Source organism: Virgibacillus sp. DJP39, from assembly GCF_049310925.1.
In the GTDB taxonomy this organism is placed as follows: Bacteria; Bacillota; Bacilli; order Bacillales; family Amphibacillaceae; genus Virgibacillus_F.
Genome location: NZ_JBMERP010000008.1, coordinates 60,590 through 83,960 on the forward strand (window position 1 = coordinate 60,590; position 23,371 = coordinate 83,960).

At 38.4% G+C, this 23,371-nt stretch carries 16 protein-coding genes; 4 read left to right on the forward strand and 12 right to left on the reverse strand.

From position 1 onward, the window contains the following. Positions 1-20 precede the first annotated feature (20 nt). The 7 genes from ilvN to ilvD form a co-directional block, all read right to left on the reverse strand. Entirely contained in the window at positions 21-539 is a 519-nt protein-coding gene (gene ilvN, locus ACOI1D_RS05000) for an acetolactate synthase small subunit (protein WP_422499716.1), read from the reverse strand. Continuing rightward, positions 536-2,257 carry a biosynthetic-type acetolactate synthase large subunit gene (gene ilvB, locus ACOI1D_RS05005; protein WP_422499717.1) on the reverse strand — a complete coding sequence of 574 codons (1,722 nt, stop codon included), beginning with the start codon at positions 2,255-2,257 and terminating at the stop codon, positions 536-538. The genes ilvN and ilvB overlap by 4 nt, the downstream gene beginning before the upstream one ends. A gap of 725 nt (positions 2,258-2,982) precedes the next feature. After that, positions 2,983-3,885, reverse strand: a complete 903-nt coding sequence (gene thrB, locus ACOI1D_RS05010) for a homoserine kinase (protein ID WP_422499718.1) — start codon at positions 3,883-3,885, stop codon at positions 2,983-2,985. Beyond that, entirely contained in the window at positions 3,885-4,946 is a 1,062-nt protein-coding gene (gene thrC / locus ACOI1D_RS05015; RefSeq protein ID WP_422499720.1) for a threonine synthase, read from the reverse strand. Before thrC ends, thrB begins: the two co-directional genes overlap by 1 nt. Continuing rightward, on the reverse strand, positions 4,943-6,241 hold the full coding sequence (locus ACOI1D_RS05020; RefSeq protein ID WP_422499722.1) for a homoserine dehydrogenase: 1,299 nt from the start codon (positions 6,239-6,241) through the stop codon (positions 4,943-4,945). Before ACOI1D_RS05020 ends, thrC begins: the two co-directional genes overlap by 4 nt. Positions 6,242-6,274: 33 nt before the next feature. Next, on the reverse strand, positions 6,275-7,501 hold the full coding sequence (dapG, locus tag ACOI1D_RS05025; RefSeq protein ID WP_422499723.1) for an aspartate kinase: 1,227 nt from the start codon (positions 7,499-7,501) through the stop codon (positions 6,275-6,277). A gap of 678 nt (positions 7,502-8,179) precedes the next feature. Beyond that, positions 8,180-9,868 (reverse strand): dihydroxy-acid dehydratase, encoded by a 1,689-nt coding sequence (ilvD, locus tag ACOI1D_RS05030; RefSeq protein WP_422499725.1) that lies wholly within the window; start codon positions 9,866-9,868, stop codon positions 8,180-8,182. Positions 9,869-10,141: 273 nt separating this feature from the next. Between ilvD and ACOI1D_RS05035 the strand changes: the two genes are divergently transcribed. After that, the gene (locus ACOI1D_RS05035) at positions 10,142-11,299 is read left to right on the forward strand and encodes a pyridoxal-phosphate-dependent aminotransferase family protein (RefSeq protein ID WP_422499739.1); all 1,158 of its coding nucleotides are present in this window, start codon (positions 10,142-10,144) and stop codon (positions 11,297-11,299) included. Beyond that, positions 11,299-12,885, forward strand: a complete 1,587-nt coding sequence (gene serA / locus ACOI1D_RS05040) for a phosphoglycerate dehydrogenase (RefSeq protein WP_422499727.1) — start codon at positions 11,299-11,301, stop codon at positions 12,883-12,885. The genes ACOI1D_RS05035 and serA overlap by 1 nt, the downstream gene beginning before the upstream one ends. Before the next feature lie 230 nt (positions 12,886-13,115). On the opposite strand, the gene ACOI1D_RS05045 is transcribed toward serA, so the two are convergent. Continuing rightward, positions 13,116-13,901 (reverse strand): HAD family hydrolase, encoded by a 786-nt coding sequence (locus tag ACOI1D_RS05045; protein WP_422499728.1) that lies wholly within the window; start codon positions 13,899-13,901, stop codon positions 13,116-13,118. 147 nt (positions 13,902-14,048) lie between these two features. After that, positions 14,049-15,509, reverse strand: a complete 1,461-nt coding sequence (locus tag ACOI1D_RS05050) for a carbon starvation protein A (protein WP_422499729.1) — start codon at positions 15,507-15,509, stop codon at positions 14,049-14,051. Positions 15,510-15,718: 209 nt separating this feature from the next. Between ACOI1D_RS05050 and ACOI1D_RS05055 the strand changes: the two genes are divergently transcribed. Next, positions 15,719-16,810: a branched-chain amino acid aminotransferase gene (locus ACOI1D_RS05055; protein WP_422499731.1), complete on the forward strand. Its 1,092-nt coding sequence runs from the start codon at positions 15,719-15,721 to the stop codon at positions 16,808-16,810. 69 nt (positions 16,811-16,879) lie between these two features. On the opposite strand, the gene ACOI1D_RS05060 is transcribed toward ACOI1D_RS05055, so the two are convergent. From ACOI1D_RS05060 to ACOI1D_RS05070, 3 genes are all read right to left on the reverse strand, one after another. Beyond that, entirely contained in the window at positions 16,880-17,740 is an 861-nt protein-coding gene (locus tag ACOI1D_RS05060; protein ID WP_422499732.1) for an aminoglycoside 6-adenylyltransferase, read from the reverse strand. Positions 17,741-17,783: 43 nt separating this feature from the next. Next, positions 17,784-21,200 carry an SCO7613 C-terminal domain-containing membrane protein gene (locus ACOI1D_RS05065; protein WP_422499733.1) on the reverse strand — a complete coding sequence of 1,139 codons (3,417 nt, stop codon included), beginning with the start codon at positions 21,198-21,200 and terminating at the stop codon, positions 17,784-17,786. A gap of 189 nt (positions 21,201-21,389) precedes the next feature. After that, the gene (locus tag ACOI1D_RS05070) at positions 21,390-21,950 is read right to left on the reverse strand and encodes a flavin reductase family protein (RefSeq protein ID WP_422499735.1); all 561 of its coding nucleotides are present in this window, start codon (positions 21,948-21,950) and stop codon (positions 21,390-21,392) included. A 204-nt stretch (positions 21,951-22,154) separates the two neighbouring features. Between ACOI1D_RS05070 and ACOI1D_RS05075 the strand changes: the two genes are divergently transcribed. Further along, entirely contained in the window at positions 22,155-23,354 is a 1,200-nt protein-coding gene (locus ACOI1D_RS05075) for a quaternary amine ABC transporter ATP-binding protein (RefSeq protein WP_422499740.1), read from the forward strand. Positions 23,355-23,371 lie beyond the last annotated feature (17 nt).

Below are 23,371 nucleotides of genomic sequence, written 5' to 3' on the forward strand. Positions count from 1 at the left end.
ATTATATTCTTGATCATTTCCTATCCGGAAAATGAATTTAACTCTGTAATCTGCTTTGGCTGCTGTCCTCTTAAAAAGGCTGTAACACCTGTCTTAGTTAGTTCTTTTATTCCGTAAGGTCTTAGCAGTGATATTAACGCTTCGACTTTATCCGGTTTACCGGTTACCTGAATGGTTAGGCTCTCCTTACTTACATCTATTACAGATGCGCGAAAAGGAGCAATGATCCCTTGAATCTCAGCATTTAATTTCCCACTGCCTAACACTTTGATAAGTGCTAATTCTCTTGCAACGATAGCTTTATCTGTAATATCAGAAACCTTAATGACGTCAATTTGCTTATTTAATTGCTTGGTTAACTGTTCTAACTTCTGGCTATCGCTAATTTCCACAACAAGTGTCATTTTCGAAATACCTTCTGTTTCTGAACCTCCCACAGAAATGCTGTCAATGTTAAATTGCCTTTTTTGCAACATACCTGTAATCCGATTAAGAACACCGCTTCTATCCTGGACAGTAGCTGTTATAATTCGTTTCATTTTGTCACTCCTATCATTTCTTGAATACCTTTACCAGGAGCAATCATTGGATATACATTTGAAAGTTGAACAACTCTGCAATCTACTACAACAGGTCCATCATATGCAAAAACATCCTCAAGCATAGCGACTACATCAGCTTCCTTATCGACTTTCAACCCTCGAATTCCATAGCTGTCGGCAAGCTTTACAAAATCTGGATTTTGGGAAAATATCGATTCTGAGTACCTTTCTTCGTAAAAGCTTTCCTGCCATTGTCGTACCATTCCTAACGCATTGTTATTAACAATGATTATTTTTACTGGAAGATTCCTTTCTTTTATGACTGACAATTCTTGAAGTGTCATTTGAAAGCCACCATCTCCCACCACAGATACTACCAAGTCATCAGGTGCTCCAAGTTGAGCTCCAATTGCAGCCGGAAAACCGAAGCCCATTGTCCCCAAACCTCCAGAAGTGACCCAACGGTTTGGTTTATCAAATGTGTAGAACTGCGCTGCCCACATTTGATGCTGTCCTACATCTGTGGTTACAATCGCGTTTCCATTTGAAACGTGATACACCTGTTCGAGTAGCCATTGTGGTGATACTAAACTATCTGATCTTTCATACCACAAAGGATAATCATTCTTGTTGTTTGAAATCTTTTCCCTCCACACTTTATGATCTGGCATTTCTATAGAGCTTTTTAATAACCCCTTTAAAGCTTCCTTTGCATCTGCAACAACTGGAATATTAGTTGAAATGTTTTTGCCGATTTCTGCCGGGTCTATATCGATATGAGCAATTTTTGCATCAGGTGCAAAATGCTCCAAATTACCAGTTAACCGATCGTCAAATCTCGCTCCAATGTTTATTAACAAATCACATTCGTAAATAGCCATATTTGCTGCATAACTACCGTGCATCCCCGCCATTCCTAACGAAAGTGAGTTAGTTCCAGGAAAACTTCCCAATCCAAGCAGTGTATTTGCAACAGGAAGCTGATACTTTTCAGCAAATTCTTTTAGTTCAGCAGAAGCTCCTGAAAATACTACCCCTGCCCCAGCCAGTATCAGCGGTCGCTTAGAGCGCGACAAGGCATCTGCTAGTTTCGTAATCTGCAATGGATTTGGAGTTTTTGTTGGTTGATATCCTGGTAAATTAATTGCACTTTCAACTTTAACTGAACTAGTTGCAGCTGCTATATTTTTTGGAATATCCACTACCACCGGCCCAGGCCGACCAGTTGATGCAATATGAAAAGCCTCTTTTACTACCCGTGGCAGTTCAGCAATATCCTTTATCTGATAATTGTACTTTGTAATTGGTGTCGTAATTCCCATAACATCGGCTTCTTGAAAAGCGTCTGTTCCAATAACGCTGTTTGAAACCTGACCGGTAAAAATAACTAGAGGAACTGAATCCATCATTGCATCTGTTATTCCAGTGATCAGGTTAGTTGCACCAGGGCCTGAGGTTGCAAGTACTACGCCTGGTCTCCCAGTAACACGCGCATATCCTTCTGCAGCGTGAATTGATCCTTGTTCATGACGAGAAAGCACATGCTTAAAAGTAGCTTTACTGCGATATAACGCATCATAAATTGGTAGCACAGCGCCACCCGGATAACCAAATACTAGTTCAACTTCAGCTTCCACTAATGTTTCAATCAGTAAATCAGCACCGGTCCTCGGTATTTCTGTTTGTTTTGTTTCATGGTTAGCTTCAACTTTCACTCTACAAACCTCCTTTGGATATCAATTGCGAAAACAAAAAGACCCTTCTCTGCCCATAATTCCACGTGAATTCAGAATTATAGGGGAGAAAAGAGTCTCTTTTCACGGTACCACCCATGTTTATAGCATTCTCACGAATACTACCTTGTGAGGCTGGCAAAGCAGCCCACTTTGATAACAGGTACATAAAATTGCACCTGACCAAGTCTAGTAGGGATACCGTTCAACTTGGCACTCAGAGATGATGTCAGAACAATGAGTATTTCTAGGCTTCCAGCAACCCTAGATCTCTGTAAATACAAAAAACATGTTCCTTTTTTCTCGTCATCGAATTAATCTTTATTATAATTTATAACATTTAGATAATTGATATTGCCGACAATCATATAACGTTTTAGGAAGGAGGTCAATAGGTATTTGAAAGTTTTTTGATACTTTTGATAAATCTAAATAATTGAATGCGTTTACATCTCTGACAGGATAAGGAATATACAAAAAAAGATTTTTTTTGCTTTTTTTGATAATTCTTTGTCTTTGAACCGAAATAATAATTTTTACATTTGAATTAATCGTTTAAAAAAAATTGGGCAAAAACACAACTTATTTGGGAATATTAAAAGAGCCACCTAGGTACCGCCCCCCCAAAGGTTAGTTTTCAATTCTAACTTTCGGGGGTCTGTACCTATCGGCAGCTCTCCTTATAAAAATATCTATTAGTACAAAAATTAGTTGGAGAACGTTTTATGAACTCGTAAACCATTTCGACTTATTTTTAATGCATCTACTTCGTATTTAGAGAGTTTCCCTGTCATGTATGCAGATACAACTGCTCCTTTTCCTGATGTAGTAAAGGAAATCATGGTTGGACCAGCACCACTTATTACTGTTCCAAATGCTCCACCTTTTTTTGCTTCTTGCTTGATCATGACATAGTTAGGGATAAGATCTGATCGATATGGTTCGTGGAATAAATCACTTTCCATCATTTTTCCCGCTAATGTGTGGTCTCCAGTTAAAATTGAAGCGATCATTACGTTACTTATTGCGCTAGCTTTAGTAGCATTTTTAATTGAAAAACTTTGTGGCAAAACATTTCGTGCTCTGTCGGTTTTCAACTCAAAATTGGGTATGTAAGCAACAATATCGAGATTCGGGGTAGGCATTTTAATATAATCAATGGTTTCATTTTGTGTCATAGCGGTAACGACAATTCCACCAAACAATGAAGCAGCGATATTGTCTGGATGCCCCTCGATTTCCGTACCATATAATAGTTTTTGCTCGTCCGTTAACGATAAGTCACATAGTTGATTGGCTAATTCAATTCCAGCTAAAACTGCTGAAGCACTACTGCCAAGTCCACGTGCCAAAGGGATTTCACTATCCACGATAACCTTACAACCTGGCAAAGTCTTATTATGCCAGTGTGCTATAGTATCTGCTATCTTATAAATAAAATGGTCTTCATAGTCAGTATTCAACGGTAAAAAATGGGAGATATGTTCAATCTCCCATTTTTCCTGTTCATTAACCTGAAGTGTCAAATAACGATTTAATGCTAGCCCAATTGAATCAAACCCCGGTCCAAGATTAGCAGAACTTGCAGGTATGGATATCTTCAGCTGCATCATGTTTTCACCATGTTGGTTATATATTCTGTAACCTTTTTCTCGTCATTTGGCAAGGAGACAGGATCTACAGTCACCTGATCAATTGCTGTCTGTGGGTCTTTTAATCCATTTCCAGTCAAGACAGCTACAACCTTACTTCCTTTAGGTATAGAACCTTCCTTGCACTGCTGAATAATACCGGCAATTGAGGCACAAGAACCAGGCTCTGCAAAAATACCTTCTTTACGTGCCAGTAGTCGAAATGCGTAAGTGATTTCTTCGTCGGTAACAGCATTAATTTGACCACCAGATTCGTCCCTTGCTGCAACTGCGAAATCCCAGCTTGCCGGATTTCCTATTCGGATTGCTGTCGCAACTGTTTCTGGATTTGTTATAATTTTATTTTTAACAATCGCTGCTGCTCCTTCTGCTTCAAAACCAAACATCTTAGGAAGACCTGTTTGCTTCGCGTCGTTATATTCTTTAAATCCCTTCCAATAAGCGCTAATATTCCCAGCATTACCTACTGGAATTGCAAGTATTTCAGGTGCGGAACCAAGCTGTTCACACACCTCAAAAGCTGCTGTTTTTTGTCCTTCCAATCGGTATGGATTCACCGAGTTAACCAGTGTAACTGGCGCATTTTCGCTTAGCTTTCGAACCATCTTCAAAGCGTCATCAAAGTTACCATCTATCTCTACAATTTCCGCTCCATACATTTTTGCTTGTGCAAGTTTCCCTAGTGCTATTTTCCCTTTAGGTATTACGATAATAGCACGCAGTCCTGCTTTTGCAGCATAAGCAGCAGCTGAAGCTGACGTATTGCCAGTAGAAGCACAAATAACAGACTTACTTCCTTCTTCAACGGCTTTTGCAACGGCTAACACCATTCCCCTGTCTTTAAAAGAGCCTGTCGGGTTTGCCCCCTCCACTTTGCCATACAGTTCTATACCTAACAGTTCAGACAGATGCGAGAAGTGTATCAGTGGTGTGTTTCCTTCATGTAGCGTCAAGGTCTTTGTTTCTGCTGTTACAGGTAAATAAGCTGCATAGTGTTCTAATAATCCTCTCCAAGTCATACACCAATTCCTCCTTCAATACGGTAGTGACTTTTTACTTCTTTTACCACACTAGCCTTCTGTAAATCTTCTAAAGCAGTTCTGATTTTCTCAAGATTTGTTTCACGAGTTATCACAATAAATTCAGTTTCACCGTTTTGTTGAGGTGCCTGGATAATTCTATCAACGCCAATTTTTAAATCCGTTAATAAGGTAGAAATTTCTGAAAAGGTTTGAATGTTATTCTCAACCTGTAATCTTAAATAGTAAGATCCAAAACTTTGGTCCGGTGTCTTTAATTTCTTTTCAAAACGTGGTTTTAAAAACTGTCTGGCATTTACATCCAACAACAAGTTTTTAATCACTGCAACAACATCCGACATTACTGCTGTTGCAGTTGGTAGCCCCCCTGCTCCAGGTCCATAGAACATAGTTTCCCCAACTGCATCTCCGTTAACATAAACAGCATTATTTTCATTTTTCACTGCTGCTAATGGGTGGTCTAAACGCAAGAATGTTGGTTGGACGTTCACTTCAAGCTGCGCATCCTGAAAATCTGCAAATCCAATTAATTTCATAGTTAGACCAAGCTGTTTACCTATCTGCAAATCCTCTACTCCTACTCCTGAAATTCCTTCGACCTGAACATCCTCTAACTCTACTGATGTTGAAAACGCAAGTCTTGAGAGGATGGCCATCTTCCTGGCTGCATCCAACCCTTCTACATCAGCAGTCGGGTCTGATTCAGCAAAACCTAGCTCCTTTGCCTCCAGTAATGCATCTTCATAGGAAACTCCCTCATCAGTCATCTTAGTTAAAATATAATTTGTTGTTCCGTTTACGATACCCATTACTTTTTGTATTTTATCTGGTGATAGACCATCTGCCAGACCGCGTATTATAGGAATTCCACCTGCAACACTAGCTTCATAAAATAAATCACAGCCGTTTTCGTGTGCAGCTTGTTGAAGCTCTGGACCATGTAAAGCCATTAAATCTTTATTAGCAGTTACTACATGTTTTTTCACTTTAAAAGCTTCCAGGATATAATTGCGGGTTTCATCGATACCACCCATAACCTCGATAACTACATCAATTTCCGGATTAAGTAGAACATCCTCTGGGTTTGTAGTTAGATACATTGGATCCACTTTTACACCACGTTCCTTATTGACGTCACGAACCAATATTTTTTCAACCTTTACTCCACACCCAAGTTGATGAACAAGTTCTTCCTGGTGTTCGTTAATAATTTGGAAGACACCTGATCCAACAGTTCCTAAACCTAATAACCCTACAGATATATTTTTCGTCATATTTCCACCCCTTCTTTATTTTTAAAAACTCACCTAATTTATTCCTGACTTTAACGTATTACTTAGATTAAAGGAATCATGCAGCACATTAACTGCATCTGTTAGATCTTTTTCATAAATCAATACCCAACTAGCTGTACGACTATCAGTAGATTGCAGGATTCCTATTCCGTTATCCGAAAGTACCTGCAACTTTTTAGAAGCAATTAGGCCCCCTGCCATTCCCCAACCGACAACCGAAACCTTCGCACAGTTTTCGGTAACTTGTGGGGTAAAACCTAACTTGATTAGACGTTCCACTACGGTTTTGGTCCAAGCTTTTGACACCGTGAATAATAACTCAGTTGAAGAAACGTTTTTAAAATCAACTGTAAAATCAGTTCCAGCCATTATCTCTAATACTTCTGAACGAAGTTGGTACATCCCCTTCTCCTTGTTACTACTAATCTTTATTTGGGATAAGCTGGGTACATGTGCTATTCCTATAATCGGCTGTTTAGGAATTTCCTTAATTTTGGCATTTGTGATCAATGTCCCGTCCTCTTTTGAATAGGTAGAGCGTACATGTAATGGTATGTTTCCTTTCATAACAATTTCAACCGCATTTGGGTGAATTACTTTTGCTCCCTGATAGGCCAAATCACAAATTTCTGAATAGGATACAATTTTTAATTGTCTCGCAGATTTTACCATCCTTGGGTCAGCTGTCATTATTCCATTAACATCTGTGAAGACTTCCACTTTCTCGGCATTGAGTGCTACACCCAGAGCAGCTGCGGTTGTGTCACTTCCACCTCGACCAAGGGTTGTGATCTCACCTGAGGATGTCTGACCTTGAAAGCCTGCAACAACAACCACATCATAATCTTCCAGTTCTTGTTTTATACGAGCAGTGTTTACACTTTTAATTTTGGCCTGTGTAAATTCAGATGTAGTTATAATACCAGCTTGTGCTCCTGTAAGTGTAATAGACTTTATCCGGTTATTTTGCAGCTCATTTGATAAAACTACCCCAGCAATTGTTTCCCCACATGACATTAGTAAATCCATTTCCCGTTTCTGGTTAATACCACTAGATTCATTGATAAGACCTAATAGAGTGTCTGTAGCATAGGGATTAGGCTTACGACCCAATGCCGAAACAACAACGACTAACTTATACTTTTTTTCAATTGCATCTTGGATATGAGAAACCACCTGCGTAATACTTTCTGGTGTTTGAAGGGAAGTACCCCCAAACTTTTGAACTAAGATTGTCATTATTACACCTCATTCCTACATTCTTATTTTTACTTAACAGGCAATACTTCTTAACCAATGTGTACTGCGTTTTCCTGCTCCGAGTGGCTATTTGCAAGGTTTCAACCGTCATGAGTATAAAAAAAAATCTCCTCTCCCCAGATCTGAATAAATTCAGTGTTCAGGGGAGAAAAGACTTCATCTTTTTCTCGGTACCACCCATGTTTGTAGCATTCTTACAAATACTACCTTATGAGGCTAAAAATAGCCCAATTTGATAACAGGTACGTGACGCACCTGACCAAGTCTAATAAGAAATACCGTTCAACTCAGCACTCGGAGATGGTATCAGAACAATATGTATTCCTAGGTTCTCAGCAAATCCTAGATCTCTGTAAATACAATCAGATGTTCCTCGTTCTCTTCGTCGATTTAATTTATATTTTTTTATTATGATTGAAACTGTGTTTCCTTATTCTCTCGTTATCAATTTCAATAATTTATGTTGCCGATAATCATATAACGTTTTCCGCAGTTGGTCAACATGTTTTTTAATTTTTTTGATACTTCGGATTAATCTAAAAATAATGTATGCGTTTACAACCCTTATATATCGTGGAATCATCAATCTGAAAAATTTACATAATTTTTTGCGAAAAAATGGCTCCAGCATGAACTGGAGCCATTTTAAATGTCTGTTTAAGATTTGTTTAGAAAGTCTGTTACAGCACCTTTTGATGAGCAGGAAACATTGTGAGCATATTTCCCTAAGACTCCTTTTTTGTAAAGGGCAGGTGCTTCCCAATCAGTACGTCTTTTCTCTAGCTCAAGGTCCGAGACATTGAAAGAGATATCTTTTTTGTCTGAATCTATTGTAACAAGATCTCCTTCTTTTAATAATGCGATTGGTCCACCAACCTGAGCTTCCGGAGCAATGTGTCCAACTACTAGACCGTGGGTACCACCTGAAAATCTACCATCAGTTAATAAAGCAACCTTCTCTCCAAGTCCTTTCCCAACTAATAAGCTTGAGACGGACAACATTTCTGGCATGCCAGGTCCACCTTTTGGACCAACGTATCGAATTACCAACACATCTCCTTCATTGATTTCGTTTTCAAGTACAGCTGTAGTAGCATCCTTTTCTGTATTGAATACGCGAGCTGGCCCGGTATGCTGCTTTACTTTTACTCCAGATACTTTAGCAACAGCACCGCTTGGTGATAAATTACCTTTTAAAACAATTAGTGGTCCATCAGTTCGTTTGGGATTATCGAACGGCATAATTACTTTTTGACCTTCTTCAAGTGATGGGGCGTCAGCTAGGTTCTCGGCAACAGTTTTTCCTGTTACCGTAATGCAGTCCCCATGTAGATATCCTGCTTCAAAGAGAAGTTTCATAACTGCCTGTACTCCCCCAACCCGGTGCAAGTCCTGCATTACATATTGACCACTCGGTTTAAGGTCAGCAAGATGTGGCGTTTTCTCCTGAATTCTATTAAAGTCATCAATCGTTAAATCGACCTGAGCAGCATGAGCAATAGACAGCAAATGCAGGATAGCATTCGTTGATCCCCCTAATGCCATTACAACTGTGATTGCATTTTCAAAAGCTTTCTTTGTCATAATATCTCTTGGGTAAATATCTTTCTCCAGCAAATGATAAACTGCTTCTCCAGCAGCTGAACAGTCTCTTTCCTTGTCCTTTGATTCAGCAGGGTTTGATGCACTTCCAGGTAAGCTCATCCCCATAGCCTCAACTGCAGATGCCATCGTATTTGCTGTGTACATACCGCCACAAGATCCTGCGCCCGGACAAGCCTTACATTCAATTGAGCGTAATTCATCATTGTCAATTTTACCACTGTTATGTTGGCCAACACCCTCAAATACAGAGACAATGTCAATATCCTTACCATTGTGAACTCCAGGTGAAATCGTGCCACCATAAACAAAAACGGCAGGTACTTCTGCATTCGCAATTGCGATCATGCAACCCGGAATATTCTTATCACAACCTCCAATAGCAACTAGTCCATCCAAGCTTTCAGCGCCTACAACTGTTTCAATCGAGTCAGCTATTACATCACGACTAGGTAACGAATAACGCATCCCTTGCGTGCCCATGGAAATACCATCTGACACAGTAATAGTATTAAATATTAAAGGTACCCCACCCGCTTCTCTAGCACCCATTTTCGCACTAGTGGCTAAGTCATTAATATGTATATTACATGGTGTAACCTCGCTCCATGTGCTGGCAATACCTATCATGGGCTTCTTAAAATCTTCGTCAGTCACTCCTACTGCTCTAAGCATTGCGCGGTTCGGTGCTTTCATAGAACCTTCGCTAAACACACTACTATTAATCCGTAAATCTTTTTTCATACAGCATACCACCCTTCTTATCGAACAATTATATGACTAATTTTCTTATTCTTCAATGTATTTATTTCATTAAAATTTTAAAGTCAACAACCACAGTTTGTTAAGCGTTTACAAAATTAAACATTATTTTCTACGTTAACGAAATATATTGACAACTAATACACGTTTGCTATGCTAAATTAAAATTAAACACCAATATATCAGAGCAGAAAACTTAATTTCGACATAAATCAGGTGGTGACAATGAACCCACAAAAAAGGAGAGCAATAGATATGCTACCAGATCAACATTTTCTAAGAATTCCTGGTCCAAGTCCCATTCCACCAAGTGTTCAACGAGCAATGACGCAACCAATGATTGGACATAGGGGGCAGGAAACGAAAGAATTACTGCAAAGAATTAAGCCTAAGCTGAAACCTATATTTGGAACTGAACAAGACGTTCTAATTATTTCAGGTAGCGGAACATCCGGCTTGGAAGCAGCAGTTGTTAATACTGTGAAGCCTGGTGATGAGGTGTTGATTATCGTAACAGGTGCCTTTGGAGACCGTTTCACTAAAATATGTGAAGGTTATGGGATTACCTATCACCGCTATGATGTTGATTGGGGATCAGCCTTAGACCCCGACAAAATAAAGTCTTTTCTTTTAGAGCATCCAGAAATTAATAGTGTATTTGCTACTTATTGTGAAACTTCGACAGGTGTGTTGAATCCAGTTAAAAGTCTGGCAAAGGTTGTTCACCAGAACTCAGATGCTCTGGTTGTCATTGATGGCGTTTCTTGTATTGGGGCTGTTGACGTAAAAATGGATGAATGGGGGATTGATTTATTAGTTACAGGATCACAAAAAGCGATGATGCTCCCACCTGGTTTAACGTTTGTTGCAGCAAGCAAACGTGCATGGAAAGTCATCGAGGAAAACCCGCAACCCCGCTTCTATTTCAATCTAGAAAAGTACCGAGATAGTTTAGAAAAAAATTCAACACCTTTCACGCCAGCATTATCCCTTTTATTCGGATTGGAACAGGTTCTTGAGCTTATAAACGAAGAAGGACTTCAACACGTATACAGTAGGCATCAATTGATGATGAATATGACCAGATCCGCATTCCGTGCACTGGATATTCCTTTGCTAACAGATGACATTGATGCATCACCTACCGTTACAGCTATTAAACCCTTGGATTTTAACCCAGAAGATTTAAGAAAAATAATAAATAAAGAGTTTGGTTTGTCTGTCGCAGGTGGACAGCAGCATTTGAAAGATAAAATTTTCCGAATTGGCCATATGGGTTATTGCTCTCCTGCAGATGTACTACAAATCATCAGTACCATAGAAATCGGGTTAATAAAGACCGGTAAGTCTATTGATCTTGGTGCAGGAACTCGCGCAGCTCAAGAAGTTTACTTAAAACTGGAGGTAGAATAATGACGTTTAACATTTTGATAAGCGATCCACTTAGTGAGGAAGGGATTCAACCGCTCCGTGCAAATGAAAATATGAACATTGAAATAAACACTGCCCTGACCCCCGATGCTTTAGCAGATCAGATTGGTAAATTTGATGCCCTATTAGTCAGGAGTCAGACACAAGTTACGCGTGAACTAATTAGCAAAGCTTCTAAATTAAAAATCATTGGTCGTGCTGGAGTTGGTGTTGATAATATTGACCTTGACGCTGCTACAGAAAACGGGATTATCGTTGTCAATGCGCCAAACGGCAATACAAACTCAGCAGCAGAGCACACGATGGCGATGATTATGTCTTTATCCAGAAACATACCACAGGCGTACCATGCTCTGAAAAATAATCAATGGGATCGAAAAAAATACGTTGGTGTTGAACTTAAAAATAAAACGCTTGGTGTTATTGGCTTGGGTAGAATTGGAACAGAAGTCACTTACAGAGCTAAAGGTCAGCGGATGAATGTAATTGCATACGATCCTTTTTTAACCGAAGAAAAAGCCGATAATTTAGGAGTTGAGTTCGGTACAGTTGAGGATGTGTTAAAAAAATCTGACTTCATTACTGTACATACTCCCCTGCTGAAAGAAACAAAACACTTAATAAATGCTGATGCTTTTAAATTAATGAAAACTGGCGTCCACATCATTAATTGTGCTCGGGGAGGCATTATTGACGAGGACGCATTGTATGATGCGATTATCTCGAAAAAAGTAGCCGGAGCAGCGCTTGATGTGTTTGAAGAAGAACCATTCCTAGATAATAAATTGTTGGAATTGCCTGAAGTAATTGCCACCCCTCACTTGGGTGCCAGCACTTTCGAGGCACAAGAAAGTGTTGCAGTAGATGTTAGCCATGATGTTGTTAGCTTTTTATCAGGAAATTTAGTTCAAAATCCTGTAAACCTACCGTCTGTACCAAAGGATATTATGGTCAAAATTGAACCTTATTTTAATTTAGCAGAAAAACTTGGCTCATTCCTTATTGGGTTAACGCAAGAAGTAGCAGAGGAAATTAACATCTATTACTCTGGAGCCTTATCAGATGTTGAAGTGGGACCATTAACCAGAAACACGGTAAAAGGACTCTTAAAACGTCATTTGGGTAACCATGTCAACGACGTTAATGCCCTGTTCCTTGCCGAACGTAAAGGCATAACTGTCAATGAAAGCAAAACCTCAAGAGCAAAAGGATTCACCAATCTTATCAGAGTAGAAATCAAAACAAAGTCTGGGAAAAGAAGCGTCTCAGGAACCCTGTTAAACGGTTTAGGGGCAAGAATTGTAAAAGTGGATAATTATAGTGTAGATGTTACACCAACAGGCTATATCCTCGTCGTTCATCACAAAGACCAACCAGGAGTAATTGGTAGAATTGGTAGTCTGCTAGCAGAACAAACGATTAACATAGCAACCATGCAGGTTGATCGATCTGATGTTGGTGGAGATGCTATCATGGTACTCAAAATCGATAAACATTTAGAAGAAGAAGGACTAAAGGCTCTAAAAGAATTAAACGAAATCTACACCATCACCGCCATAGATTTGTAAAAAGAAAAGCGAAAGCGACTGTTCAGAAGCGGACGCATAAACAAGGGTTCGAAAACGCCGGGTTAAGCGTTTGAAGTAACCATTGCTTATGACGGCAGCCTCTAGTCGCTGCAGCTAGACAAATAGAAAAGCGAAAGCGACTGTTCAGAAGCAGACGCATAAAATCGCACACAAAAGGACCAACCTAAATCTATCTTAGGTCGGTCCTTTTTGTCTTTGGCTATCTTGAGTTAATTGATTGCATGTATAATTTGTAAAATTTCTTCAAGCCTAGAAACCTCGTATGTTGGGGAAATGTCACTTTTTTTCTGCTGATAATGATTTATCCATATAGACGTTATATCAACTCTCGATGCGCCAAGAATGTCAGTCATTAGGTTATCTCCCACCATTAGAGCCTCATCCTTCTCAATAGACAAAAGGCCGAGAGCATGTCCGAAAATAGATGGATCTGGTTTTCCTTTTCCAAAACCTCCAGATATCACTACATGATCAAAGTATGGTTCAAGTTCGGGAGACATGTTCAGTTTTGTTCGCTGTAAGTCAGGTGAGCCATTTGTTAGCAATAACAACTGATATTTCCCTTTCAGATGATTCAACACCTTATACGTATCTTCATAAACAAAGGGGTATTTCTTTCGTTCTACAGGGAATATTTCCGCAAGCTTATACCCAAACTCAATGTCATCAATTCCCAGATCCTGTAATCCTTTGTTCCATGCAGTTTTCCGATATGTCGGAACAATTTTTTTTAATTTGCGGAAGTTTTCTTCGTTATCGTTGAAATTACCCCACAGACCTTCAAAAGGATTTATTCCAATCATTTGTGTAAAGGGATACGTATCGTAAGAGGCATACAACAATCGAGCATTCTCCCTAACACTACTTTCCAACTTTTCAGCGTCTACTCCATACTTCTGTGATGCACGTAAACAAGTAGATTGAAACGCTTTCTTTACGCTTTTTTCATCCCACAGTAGAGTATTGTCCAAATCAAACATGATGGCTTTTGTCATCTGTTAATCCCCCATTTTAAGGTTTATGTATATCCTTATTGTACAGCAAACAAATCATTTTAAATTTAATTATTACAACAAGGTACGACTAATCAGCTTTTTCCAGATTAGTCGTACCAATGTCGTAACCTTTCTTATTTTCAAATGCTACCGAACCGAAGAGCTTGATAGCTGTGATGTGACAGGAGCACTCTTCCTTGCTGCCCTATGCCTAATGACTTGCCAGATAAACCAAAGGCCGATAATTAGCCAGATAACAGATCCGATAATCATAGAGGTTGTATACGATAAACCAAAGCCTTCTGGTGCATAAAATATATAGATACTTGTAACCCCAGTCATAAATAAAGCTGGTAAACTACAAATCCAATGAAACTTATGATGCTTTAACAGATACATAGCACCTGTCCATAGCATTACTGTGGCTACAACCTGGTTTGTCCATCCCACATAGCGCCATAGAAAGCTATAATTCATTTGAGTCAACAAGAATGCTGGTACTGCTACAGGAATAATTAATAAGATTAGTGATAATTTACCTTCAAATTTCTTCTTTGTAACCTGTCTTAATAGATCAGCAAGCATCATTCGGGATGAACGTAGTGCGGTGTCCCCTGTTGTAATTGGAAGAATAATCACACCTAAAATTGCGAGAATACCTCCTAGTGTACCAAGGGTTGAAATACTTATTTCATTAACAACTCCAGCTGGTCCACCGGCGCTAAGTGCCTCATTGAGTGCCCCAGTTCCACCAAAGAATGTCATTCCAGCTGCCGCCCAAATCAAGGTAATTACCCCTTCAGCAATCATAGCTCCATAGAAAACCTTTCTTCCTTCACTTTCTTTCTTTAAGGTTCGTGCAAGAATGGGACTCTGTGTGCTATGAAACCCTGAAATAGCTCCACAAGAGATGGTAACCATTAACAGTGGCCACACTGGCAAATTTTCCGGATGTAAACTATTTAACGTAATATTCGGGATTGGGTTATCAAAAAAGAACAATCCTACACCAATTGACACTGCCATAAAGATTAAGATTCCGCCAAATATCGGATAAATTTTTCCTATTACTTTATTAATCGGCAAAACCGCTGCAATAACTAAGTAAGTAAAAACAATCAGGATACATACAGTGAAACTTAGTGGTGTTATTTCCGACATAAGTTGTGCAGGTCCAGCAGTAAAAGCTGCTGCGACGAGGATCATGAGTACAATTGAAACAACATTGATAACTGATTGTACGCTTTTCCCTAAGTATTTACCTACGATATATGGATATTGTGCCCCACCATGTCTTAGTGAAAGCATACCTGAGAAATAGTCATGTACGGCTCCACCAAAAATTGAACCAATAACAATCCATAAAAATGCAACTGGGCCATATAAAGCTCCAAGTAATGCCCCAAAAATTGGACCAAGCCCAGCGATATTCAATAGCTGAATTAAACTAGCCTTCCACCAACTTAACGGTGTGTAGTCAAAACCATCTTGCTTCGAATATGCTGGTGTTTCCTGCTGGTCGTTGATCCCAAAAATTCGTTCGACCACCTTCCCGTAAACAAAATAACCTACTACTAATAATAAGATGGATAAAACAAAAGTAACCATCGCTGAGCCTCCTTTCAAAATTTAACATAAAGAGAATTCTAAACTGATAAATCTTAAAAATCAAGGATTATGAGGAAAAGTTTTCAAATAATTCAAATAAAGCGCTTTCATCTATCAAGCCTGAATAAACGGAAAAATTAAAGTCTTGCGTAAACAATAAATATACATTAGTATTGATATCAACTTTCAAACACCAAGGGGGCAAAAACATGGAAGAGCGTACAATTAACGTGGATCTATGTTCTACTAAAAAAGAAAAACCCAAATCAGATCAGTTACAATTTGGGAGAGTGTTCACAGATCATATGTTTATCATGGATTACACAGATTCAATAGGATGGCATGATGCACGCATTGTGCCATACCAGCCACTAACAATTGATCCCTCTGCCATGGTATTTCATTACGGTCAATCTGTATTTGAAGGATTAAAAGCTTATCTTTCACCTAATGGGGAAGCTCAGTTGTTTCGACCTAAGAAAAACCTGCAACGGTTGAATCGGTCCAACGATCGACTTTGTATTCCTCCTATTGACGAGGAATTCGGACTAAAGGCAATTAAAAAATTAGTAGCCGTGGAAGAAGAATGGATTCCCAAAGCTGAAGGCACTTCTCTTTATATTCGTCCATTTATTATTTCAACTGAACCATATATTGGGGTTGCCCCATCGCGCAGTTACAAATTCATTGTTATCTTATCGCCAGTAGGTGCCTACTACAAAGAAGGTATCAATCCTGTTAAAATTGCTGTTGAAAACAAATATGTCCGTGCAGTATCTGGCGGAACAGGTGAAGCCAAGACAGGTGGAAACTATGCAGCCAGTCTTAAAGCTCAGGAAATGGTTGCAAATAGCGGCTATGCTCAAGTTATGTGGTTAGATGGAGTCGAAAGGAAATATATTGAAGAAGTTGGCAGTATGAATGTATTTTTCAAAATTAATGGTGAAGTAGTTACCCCTGTTTTAAACGGAAGTATTCTCGAGGGAGTTACAAGAAACTCGGTTATACAATTATTAAAACATTGGAACATTCCGGTTGTAGAGCGAAGGATTTCTATGGAGGAGCTAGCTCAGGCAAATAAGGATGGGTTGCTCGAGGAAGCGTTTGGCACTGGTACTGCTGCAGTAGTTTCTCCAATTGGCCAGTTAACCTGGAATGATGAACATCTGTTTGTTAATAACGGGAAAACAGGAGATGTAGCCAAACGATTATATGACACAATGACTGGAATTCAATACGGAAAACAAGAAGATCCATTTGGTTGGATCGAGAAAGTAAAAAATGTGTGTAAAACAACATGAATATAATATAGTCCAGTACGACTAATTTGTCGTACTGGACTATATTATTTATTTAAAAATGTTAGTAGTTTATACCTTCTTATTTATATGGAGTTGCTCGACGTATCTCAAGTATGAATAAACCCCTTCAGCATCAAAAGATTTGTAGTTAAATAAGACTGCAACAGACTCACTAACCTCCAGAAACAATTCGCACATCGTGAATAATGCAGTCCATATGTTGGAATAGTCTCCGTCTGGATAGGTGCGAACAAATTTTTCCCATTCTTCTACGCTAAGGTATTGTTCTAAGAGTTTTCCAGATTTCCCCGAACTAACGTTAAAGTTAGTTTGAGTACCTATATGCCACTCTAGCATTCTAATTAGCATATTTCTCACTGGGACTTCCATGCAATATTTGGTGTACGAAAGTTCTTCTCTCCACAGTCCCTTTGCTACGTAAGTACTAACCCACCAAAACTCGTTACAACAGTCTGTGAATAACTTACTAGTTGGTTTTGTAATTAGATAATCAGAGTCATTTGCTGGTGGTAAACTCTTAAATAAATTATCTTTATCGATTAAAACTTCACTTAGACTATCTTTTTCCAAAACTTGACCAACCAAGTCTATAGAAACCAACGTTAAATCAATCCTATTTCCATCTTCAAATAGCATTAGATATACGAATTTATCATTACCACTAGCTGGTGGCAAAATCATTTCATCTGGCATTTGCATGATAATTCTTTCACCAAAATAATCTATCCACGCATGATCATTTGTATAAGATTCAAGGTCTGAAACAACATACACTATGTCGAAATCCTGAAACCTATCTTTGGTCGCATTAGGGTTTACCCGTGACCCATTCATCATCACTGCGCGGATCTTCTCATCATTCTCTGCTTTTGTTAAAATTAAATCCATCATTTCTTCTGTAGTTCTCATGTTTATTTACCCCTGTTCACCAGTAAGTTCAGTACCATTTTTGTTAATCCCACTTCTTAATCTTCTTCACAATCCTTTTGTTAATAATAGAAATCAATGTTTCCTTCCCTTCAGAAGTCTTTTGTTTGTGCCATTCATTGTAACTTGCTACTGTTATTAGAATTGATCCTGCAATTAATAAATATACCCACCACGGCATTTCTCCCCAATATGGTCTTGTTTGCAGGAACACATTTAATAATAAGACACCTGAACCGACAAAGAAAAATGACTTCATTTGATAGGCCATCCCTGCTAATATTGACGCAAGCGATAACACACCTACAATCAGTGCATCATAGATTGTGTTGCTTGCCATCCCGTCCTGTACGAGTAATAAAGATATGATGAGTAATATCACCCATTGAACCCGACTCACCATCGTTTTATGCTGCGAGACTGTTATTTTTTTCAGGAGAACTGCAGGAATGATCCAAGGCAACACATACAATTCCATTTCGATTAATTCAGGAATTTGGAAATGACTAATGGCAGCGTAATAAGGCTGCATTAAATAAATACCAGCTACAAAGAGTACCCACTTTATTGCAAGGAAAGGAATTCGTTTACGTTGAATAATAAGATAATTAACTATTAATATTCCAGGTAGAAGTTTTGACCATAGTGTTTCTCCAGTCAAACCATATAAATTGATAAACGCCATTAAGCCAATAATAGAATACCAGTCAATCGTGCCTAGTTTATTTTTTTTACCTTGATAAATAGTAGAATAGAAGACACTGCCTATGACGGTTACTATTCCACCAAAAAAAGCAAGTAGCACTGTTGTGAGCTCATCTGACTGACTATAAGCCAGCAGTGCATAATAAATTAAAATTAATGGAACAACATTAAGTAAATCCCATTTTTCCTTATGGATAATGAAAAGCACCACAAACGCGTAACAGATCGTCAAAACAAATGTATCCAGTTCATACGGATATACATTAGAAAGCGATGTGATACCAACTATCGAAAACGGAACAGCATAATAGGCGATCCTTTTTACCCATAAGCCCTTACTTATATACCAAAGAAAGACAATAATCACACTTGTTATTAAGAAACTGTAATGTATCTGTTCCTCTAGATTCATAATTACCATAGATAAACTTATGGCTATCCATAGTGTAGAAAAACATGCATAAAGAAAGGTTTTTACCTTCCATTCGTTTTCTGCTTGGTGAACACTTATACCGTAGCAAATTACCGCAACAGCAAATGCATAAAACGCATCCTCAACATAGAACAGGATACTTACGGCTAACGCAAAAGGCAAATACAAATGCCCAATCCACCAGAAACTAGTGGCGAGTTTAGTATCACGATTGCCAATAATAGACCCTGATACTAGTAGCAGAACCGCACCAATTGTGAACTGCACATATTGAAATAGATACGGTTGAATTTGCAGCTGAACGTTAACCGCATAAATTAATGTTAAATAAAACAATAATGAAAAGCCACTCACAACATAGGATACTGTAGTCCATTGCGTTTTCTTGTATAATAGAAAAGCCATGCCAACTCCACCAAGTACAATAATCCACCTCAGCGTTGCATCAAAGCCGTCTGAAAAAGTCTGCAGTATACCATAAGCGTAAAAAATCTGCGCCACTAAAAAAGTGTTGGTATAAAAAACATCACGCTTCAGTTGTCTCCATACAAAGCTAACGAGTAAAACAATAATCCCCGCCAAAACCAGGTTTTCAGCATCTGTTGAACTAGTGAATCGATAAAATATAGGGTCAGCAACTATCGCAGCATAATAGGTAGTTACCGCCATCCCTAGTGACACAGCATGAATCCAGGAAGCAATCGAGTTTTTTGCAAAAACAATTCTTTTTTCAAACCGATCAACAACTATTGTTAGCATACTTACCACTAACAGCATCGTTCCTGCCTGCCACCAGGATTGTTCGATATATCCAACCAAAATACAAATAACCATTACAACTGTCGAAACATCTCTGGTCCTGTTCCTTACTTCTTGGAAAAAGGATAACTTAATGATACAGCCAAAGATGATATAAAATAGATAACCGGCTACAAACATGGCTAAATTTAAATGTTGATAGTCATATAACTCTTGAATGAGAAGAACGAATTCATACAAACCCACCATAAAGAAAACTGGACTTAGATAATTGAACACACGCATCTTTACTACTGTAGCCAGGTATGTAAAATTTAACGAGATAAGTATATAAGCTAGTGCTAAGACAAGGGAAGGGTCCCCCATTTTCAGTAAGATTCCTTCAAAAGTAATATAAAGAAACGCACAAAACGACACAACTGCACTCGTATAACGAAAAGCATTATGTAATGGTATATCTTTGGGCAACATCATTGGTACCAGAACAAATATAATTCCAAGTAATGCATAAATAAGTGGACCAACCTCGTTTAAAATCGAAAACTCAATCAACTGATAGGCCCCGTAAACAAGCATAGCGCTGAATACAAAATGGTACTCTTTTTGATTAGTCACAAAAATCATTGCAAAATACAATGCTGCTGTTAAAAGTAAATTACCACTATGAACCAATTCATTATTATAAAATACTATCATTAATAAAGTTGATAGTATTAAATTTGCTTGGATATAAGAAACAAATTCCTTGAGAAACAGTTTAAATTTATTCTTTAACCTAAGATACCGGTAAGCTAGGATTAGCAATGCATTAAACATCATAACTCCAAGGTAAAATCCATCAATTGGCAAATACAATGAAGCAATCAGAAAGCTTACAAAACTACTAATTGTCACGTACGAAAACCATATAAACAATCGTGAACCTAAACGAAACGCTAGTGAAAGATAGACGGGTAAAATGGCTATGCTTCCTGCTGCACCATAGAGGTAACGCCCCTCTCCATCAAAGGAAAAAAAGGAGCCTAATAGTTCAAAATAACCTGCAGATAAAATAATGATTGGCAGGAATAAACTACCTAACACATGAAACGCAAATGCAGTCTTCGATATTTTTAATACCTTTTTTGTAAAATAAGCAAGACTAAAAAACAGCAATGAAACCATAGCAATCAATCCGGTTTTCATCCAGTTTCCAAGCAAATCCCAGGTGCTCGTTGCAAGTACCAACCCACCAATTAACAATAAGATAACGCCAAGGTTCAACGACCAAGTAATATTTCTCTCACGTACCTCTTGTGGTGACCGTGGACTCTTAATTTTCGCTGGTGGCTTCTCCACCTTTGAACTGGAATTTTTCTTCGTATCCTGCTTCACGTTTTGCTCTTTTTTAAGCAGTGTTTCTTGTTCCTCTATATTTATATAAAACTGATTATGTGCATTAACAACATTTATGTAAATATCTTCAGTGATATAGCCCTTTTCCTCTAATTGCTTAAGCTCATCTCTTACGATTCGCCGCCGCACCCTTGACAATGATTCTTCCATTTCCCTCCACCTTTTCATAGCAAGTCTTTTAAGCTTCTATACCTATGTGAGTTTATTTTATCATAAAAGTCTAACTACTATAGCTTATGTTTGATATCTAATGAATTGAATCATTTTTTCTTTTTAGGTGGACCCAACCAATTAGAGAAAAAACAACCTCTGGTATCAAAGGTTGCTTCATCTATACAATTATTCTTCAATTTTATGTTCTTCCACAATACTCTTCTTTCCTAGCTGGGCATATTTTGAACGGCCAAGATAAAGTGGGATTTCTAGTTTATCAAAGTCAGGAAGCCCATTTTCTAGAAACAAATCGTCATCACGGTAGCATTGGGTGATTTCTCCAACAAACCAATCATGATCTCCATATGAATTGATATCAATTGTCTTACATTCATATGCAACATATGCATCTCGAAGGATGGGCGCATCAATGCTAATTCCTGTATCATATAACATTTGTCCATTCGCAAACTTGTCCAGAGTACTCCCAGAATATACACCAGTTTCCTGTATAAATTGCGCTTCTTTACTAGTCAAAAAATTAATCGCAAAACAGCCAGCCTTTTTCACTAGATTATATGTATACCGCTCTCTGCCAATTGCTACTCCATATATCGGTGGGTTGTGCGAAATATAAGAATGCCAGCCTGCTGCCATAATGTTAATTTTCCCCTTATAGGAGACCGTGACCAAAGCGACCATTCCTGGATAGCTGTGCATTACAGTTTTTGAAGTAGGTTTTCTCATATAAAATTATCCCCTTTTTATCTATAGTACACGCCTGAGTATCATTCAATGTTTAGCAGTATTATCTCATAAGCACCCAATATCCAATAATATTTAAATTTTTAAAGGAAACTTCATTTTATCAATGGATAATAAATTCATTTTCGGGAGATTATATTACCAACAAAATAGCTAACTGAAATATGAAAAGTAGAGGTGGACAAAGTGTCGGTAATTGAAGTGAAAAACTTGTCAAAAGTTTTCGGCAAAAATCCTAAACATGCGCTTAAGTTACTTGACCAAGGCACATCTAAAGATGACATTCTTAAACAAACCGGAAATACGGTCGGGGTTAACCGCGCAACATTTTCAGTTGAAGCTGGAGAAATATTTGTCATTATGGGGTTGTCAGGAAGTGGTAAATCTACATTAGTACGCTTATTAAATCGCTTAATAGAACCAACTGAAGGTAGTGTTTTAATTGATGGAGAAGATCTTTCTACCATGAATAAACAAGAACTCCGGAATGTTCGAAGGGAAAAAATGAGTATGGTTTTCCAACGCTTTGCCTTATTCCCACATCGGACGATTCTGGAAAACGCGGAATATGGATTGGAAATTCAAAAGATACCAAAAGAAGAACGAGCCAAAAAAGCTCAAGAATCTTTAGAGTTGGTTGGACTCGGTGGTTATTTCCACCAAACACCAGATCAATTGTCAGGAGGCATGCAGCAGCGTGTTGGTTTAGCACGTGCACTGGCAAATGATCCAGAAGTCTTACTGATGGATGAAGCTTTTTCTGCACTTGACCCTTTAATACGTAAAGAGATGCAGGATGAATTGGTTGATCTTCAGGCTAGTATGCAGAAGACGATTATCTTTATCACGCATGATTTAGATGAAGCGCTTCGATTAGGAGATCGAATAGCATTAATGAAAGATGGATTGATTGTCCAAATTGGTACACCGGAAGAAATCCTGGTGAATCCGGCTAATGATTATGTTGAACGGTTTGTTGAGGACGTTGACCGTTCCAAGGTATTAACTGCTCAACAAATTATGAAGCGACCTGAAACTATTAATATAGAGAAACACGGACCACGGGTTGCCCTGGAGAGAATGCGTGAAGAAGGTTTATCCAGCATTTTTGTTGTGGATGGCCAGCGTAACCTTCAAGGTTATGTAACAGCAGACGAAGCTTCACACGCTAAAAAAAATGATGTCCGTAATATTGATGAAATTTTACGGACAGACATACCAAAAGTAGAGAAAGATACCCCATTAAATGACATCTTCACTGTGATTCACAACTCCCCTGTTCCCGTAGCAGTTGTGGACGGGGAAAAATTAGTTGGAATTATTGTACGTGGTGCTCTTATTGCCGCACTTACTGGCGATGGCGAGGTGAATTTAAACCATGAATGATAAACTATTGGATTTTG

Coding starts and splice junctions, on each gene's coding strand:
- ilvN (WP_422499716.1), bottom strand. CDS start 539: ATGAAACGAATTATAACAGCTACTGTCCAGGATAGAAGCGGTGTTCTT.
- thrB (WP_422499718.1), bottom strand. CDS start 3,885: ATGCAGCTGAAGATATCCATACCTGCAAGTTCTGCTAATCTTGGACCG.
- thrC (WP_422499720.1), bottom strand. CDS start 4,946: ATGACTTGGAGAGGATTATTAGAACACTATGCAGCTTATTTACCTGTA.
- ACOI1D_RS05020 (WP_422499722.1), bottom strand. CDS start 6,241: ATGACGAAAAATATATCTGTAGGGTTATTAGGTTTAGGAACTGTTGGA.
- dapG (WP_422499723.1), bottom strand. CDS start 7,501: ATGACAATCTTAGTTCAAAAGTTTGGGGGTACTTCCCTTCAAACACCA.
- ilvD (WP_422499725.1), bottom strand. CDS start 9,868: ATGAAAAAAGATTTACGGATTAATAGTAGTGTGTTTAGCGAAGGTTCT.
- ACOI1D_RS05035 (WP_422499739.1), top strand. CDS start 10,142: ATGCTACCAGATCAACATTTTCTAAGAATTCCTGGTCCAAGTCCCATT.
- serA (WP_422499727.1), top strand. CDS start 11,299: ATGACGTTTAACATTTTGATAAGCGATCCACTTAGTGAGGAAGGGATT.
- ACOI1D_RS05045 (WP_422499728.1), bottom strand. CDS start 13,901: ATGACAAAAGCCATCATGTTTGATTTGGACAATACTCTACTGTGGGAT.
- ACOI1D_RS05050 (WP_422499729.1), bottom strand. CDS start 15,509: ATGGTTACTTTTGTTTTATCCATCTTATTATTAGTAGTAGGTTATTTT.
- ACOI1D_RS05055 (WP_422499731.1), top strand. CDS start 15,719: ATGGAAGAGCGTACAATTAACGTGGATCTATGTTCTACTAAAAAAGAA.
- ACOI1D_RS05060 (WP_422499732.1), bottom strand. CDS start 17,740: ATGAGAACTACAGAAGAAATGATGGATTTAATTTTAACAAAAGCAGAG.
- ACOI1D_RS05065 (WP_422499733.1), bottom strand. CDS start 21,200: ATGGAAGAATCATTGTCAAGGGTGCGGCGGCGAATCGTAAGAGATGAG.
- ACOI1D_RS05070 (WP_422499735.1), bottom strand. CDS start 21,950: ATGAGAAAACCTACTTCAAAAACTGTAATGCACAGCTATCCAGGAATG.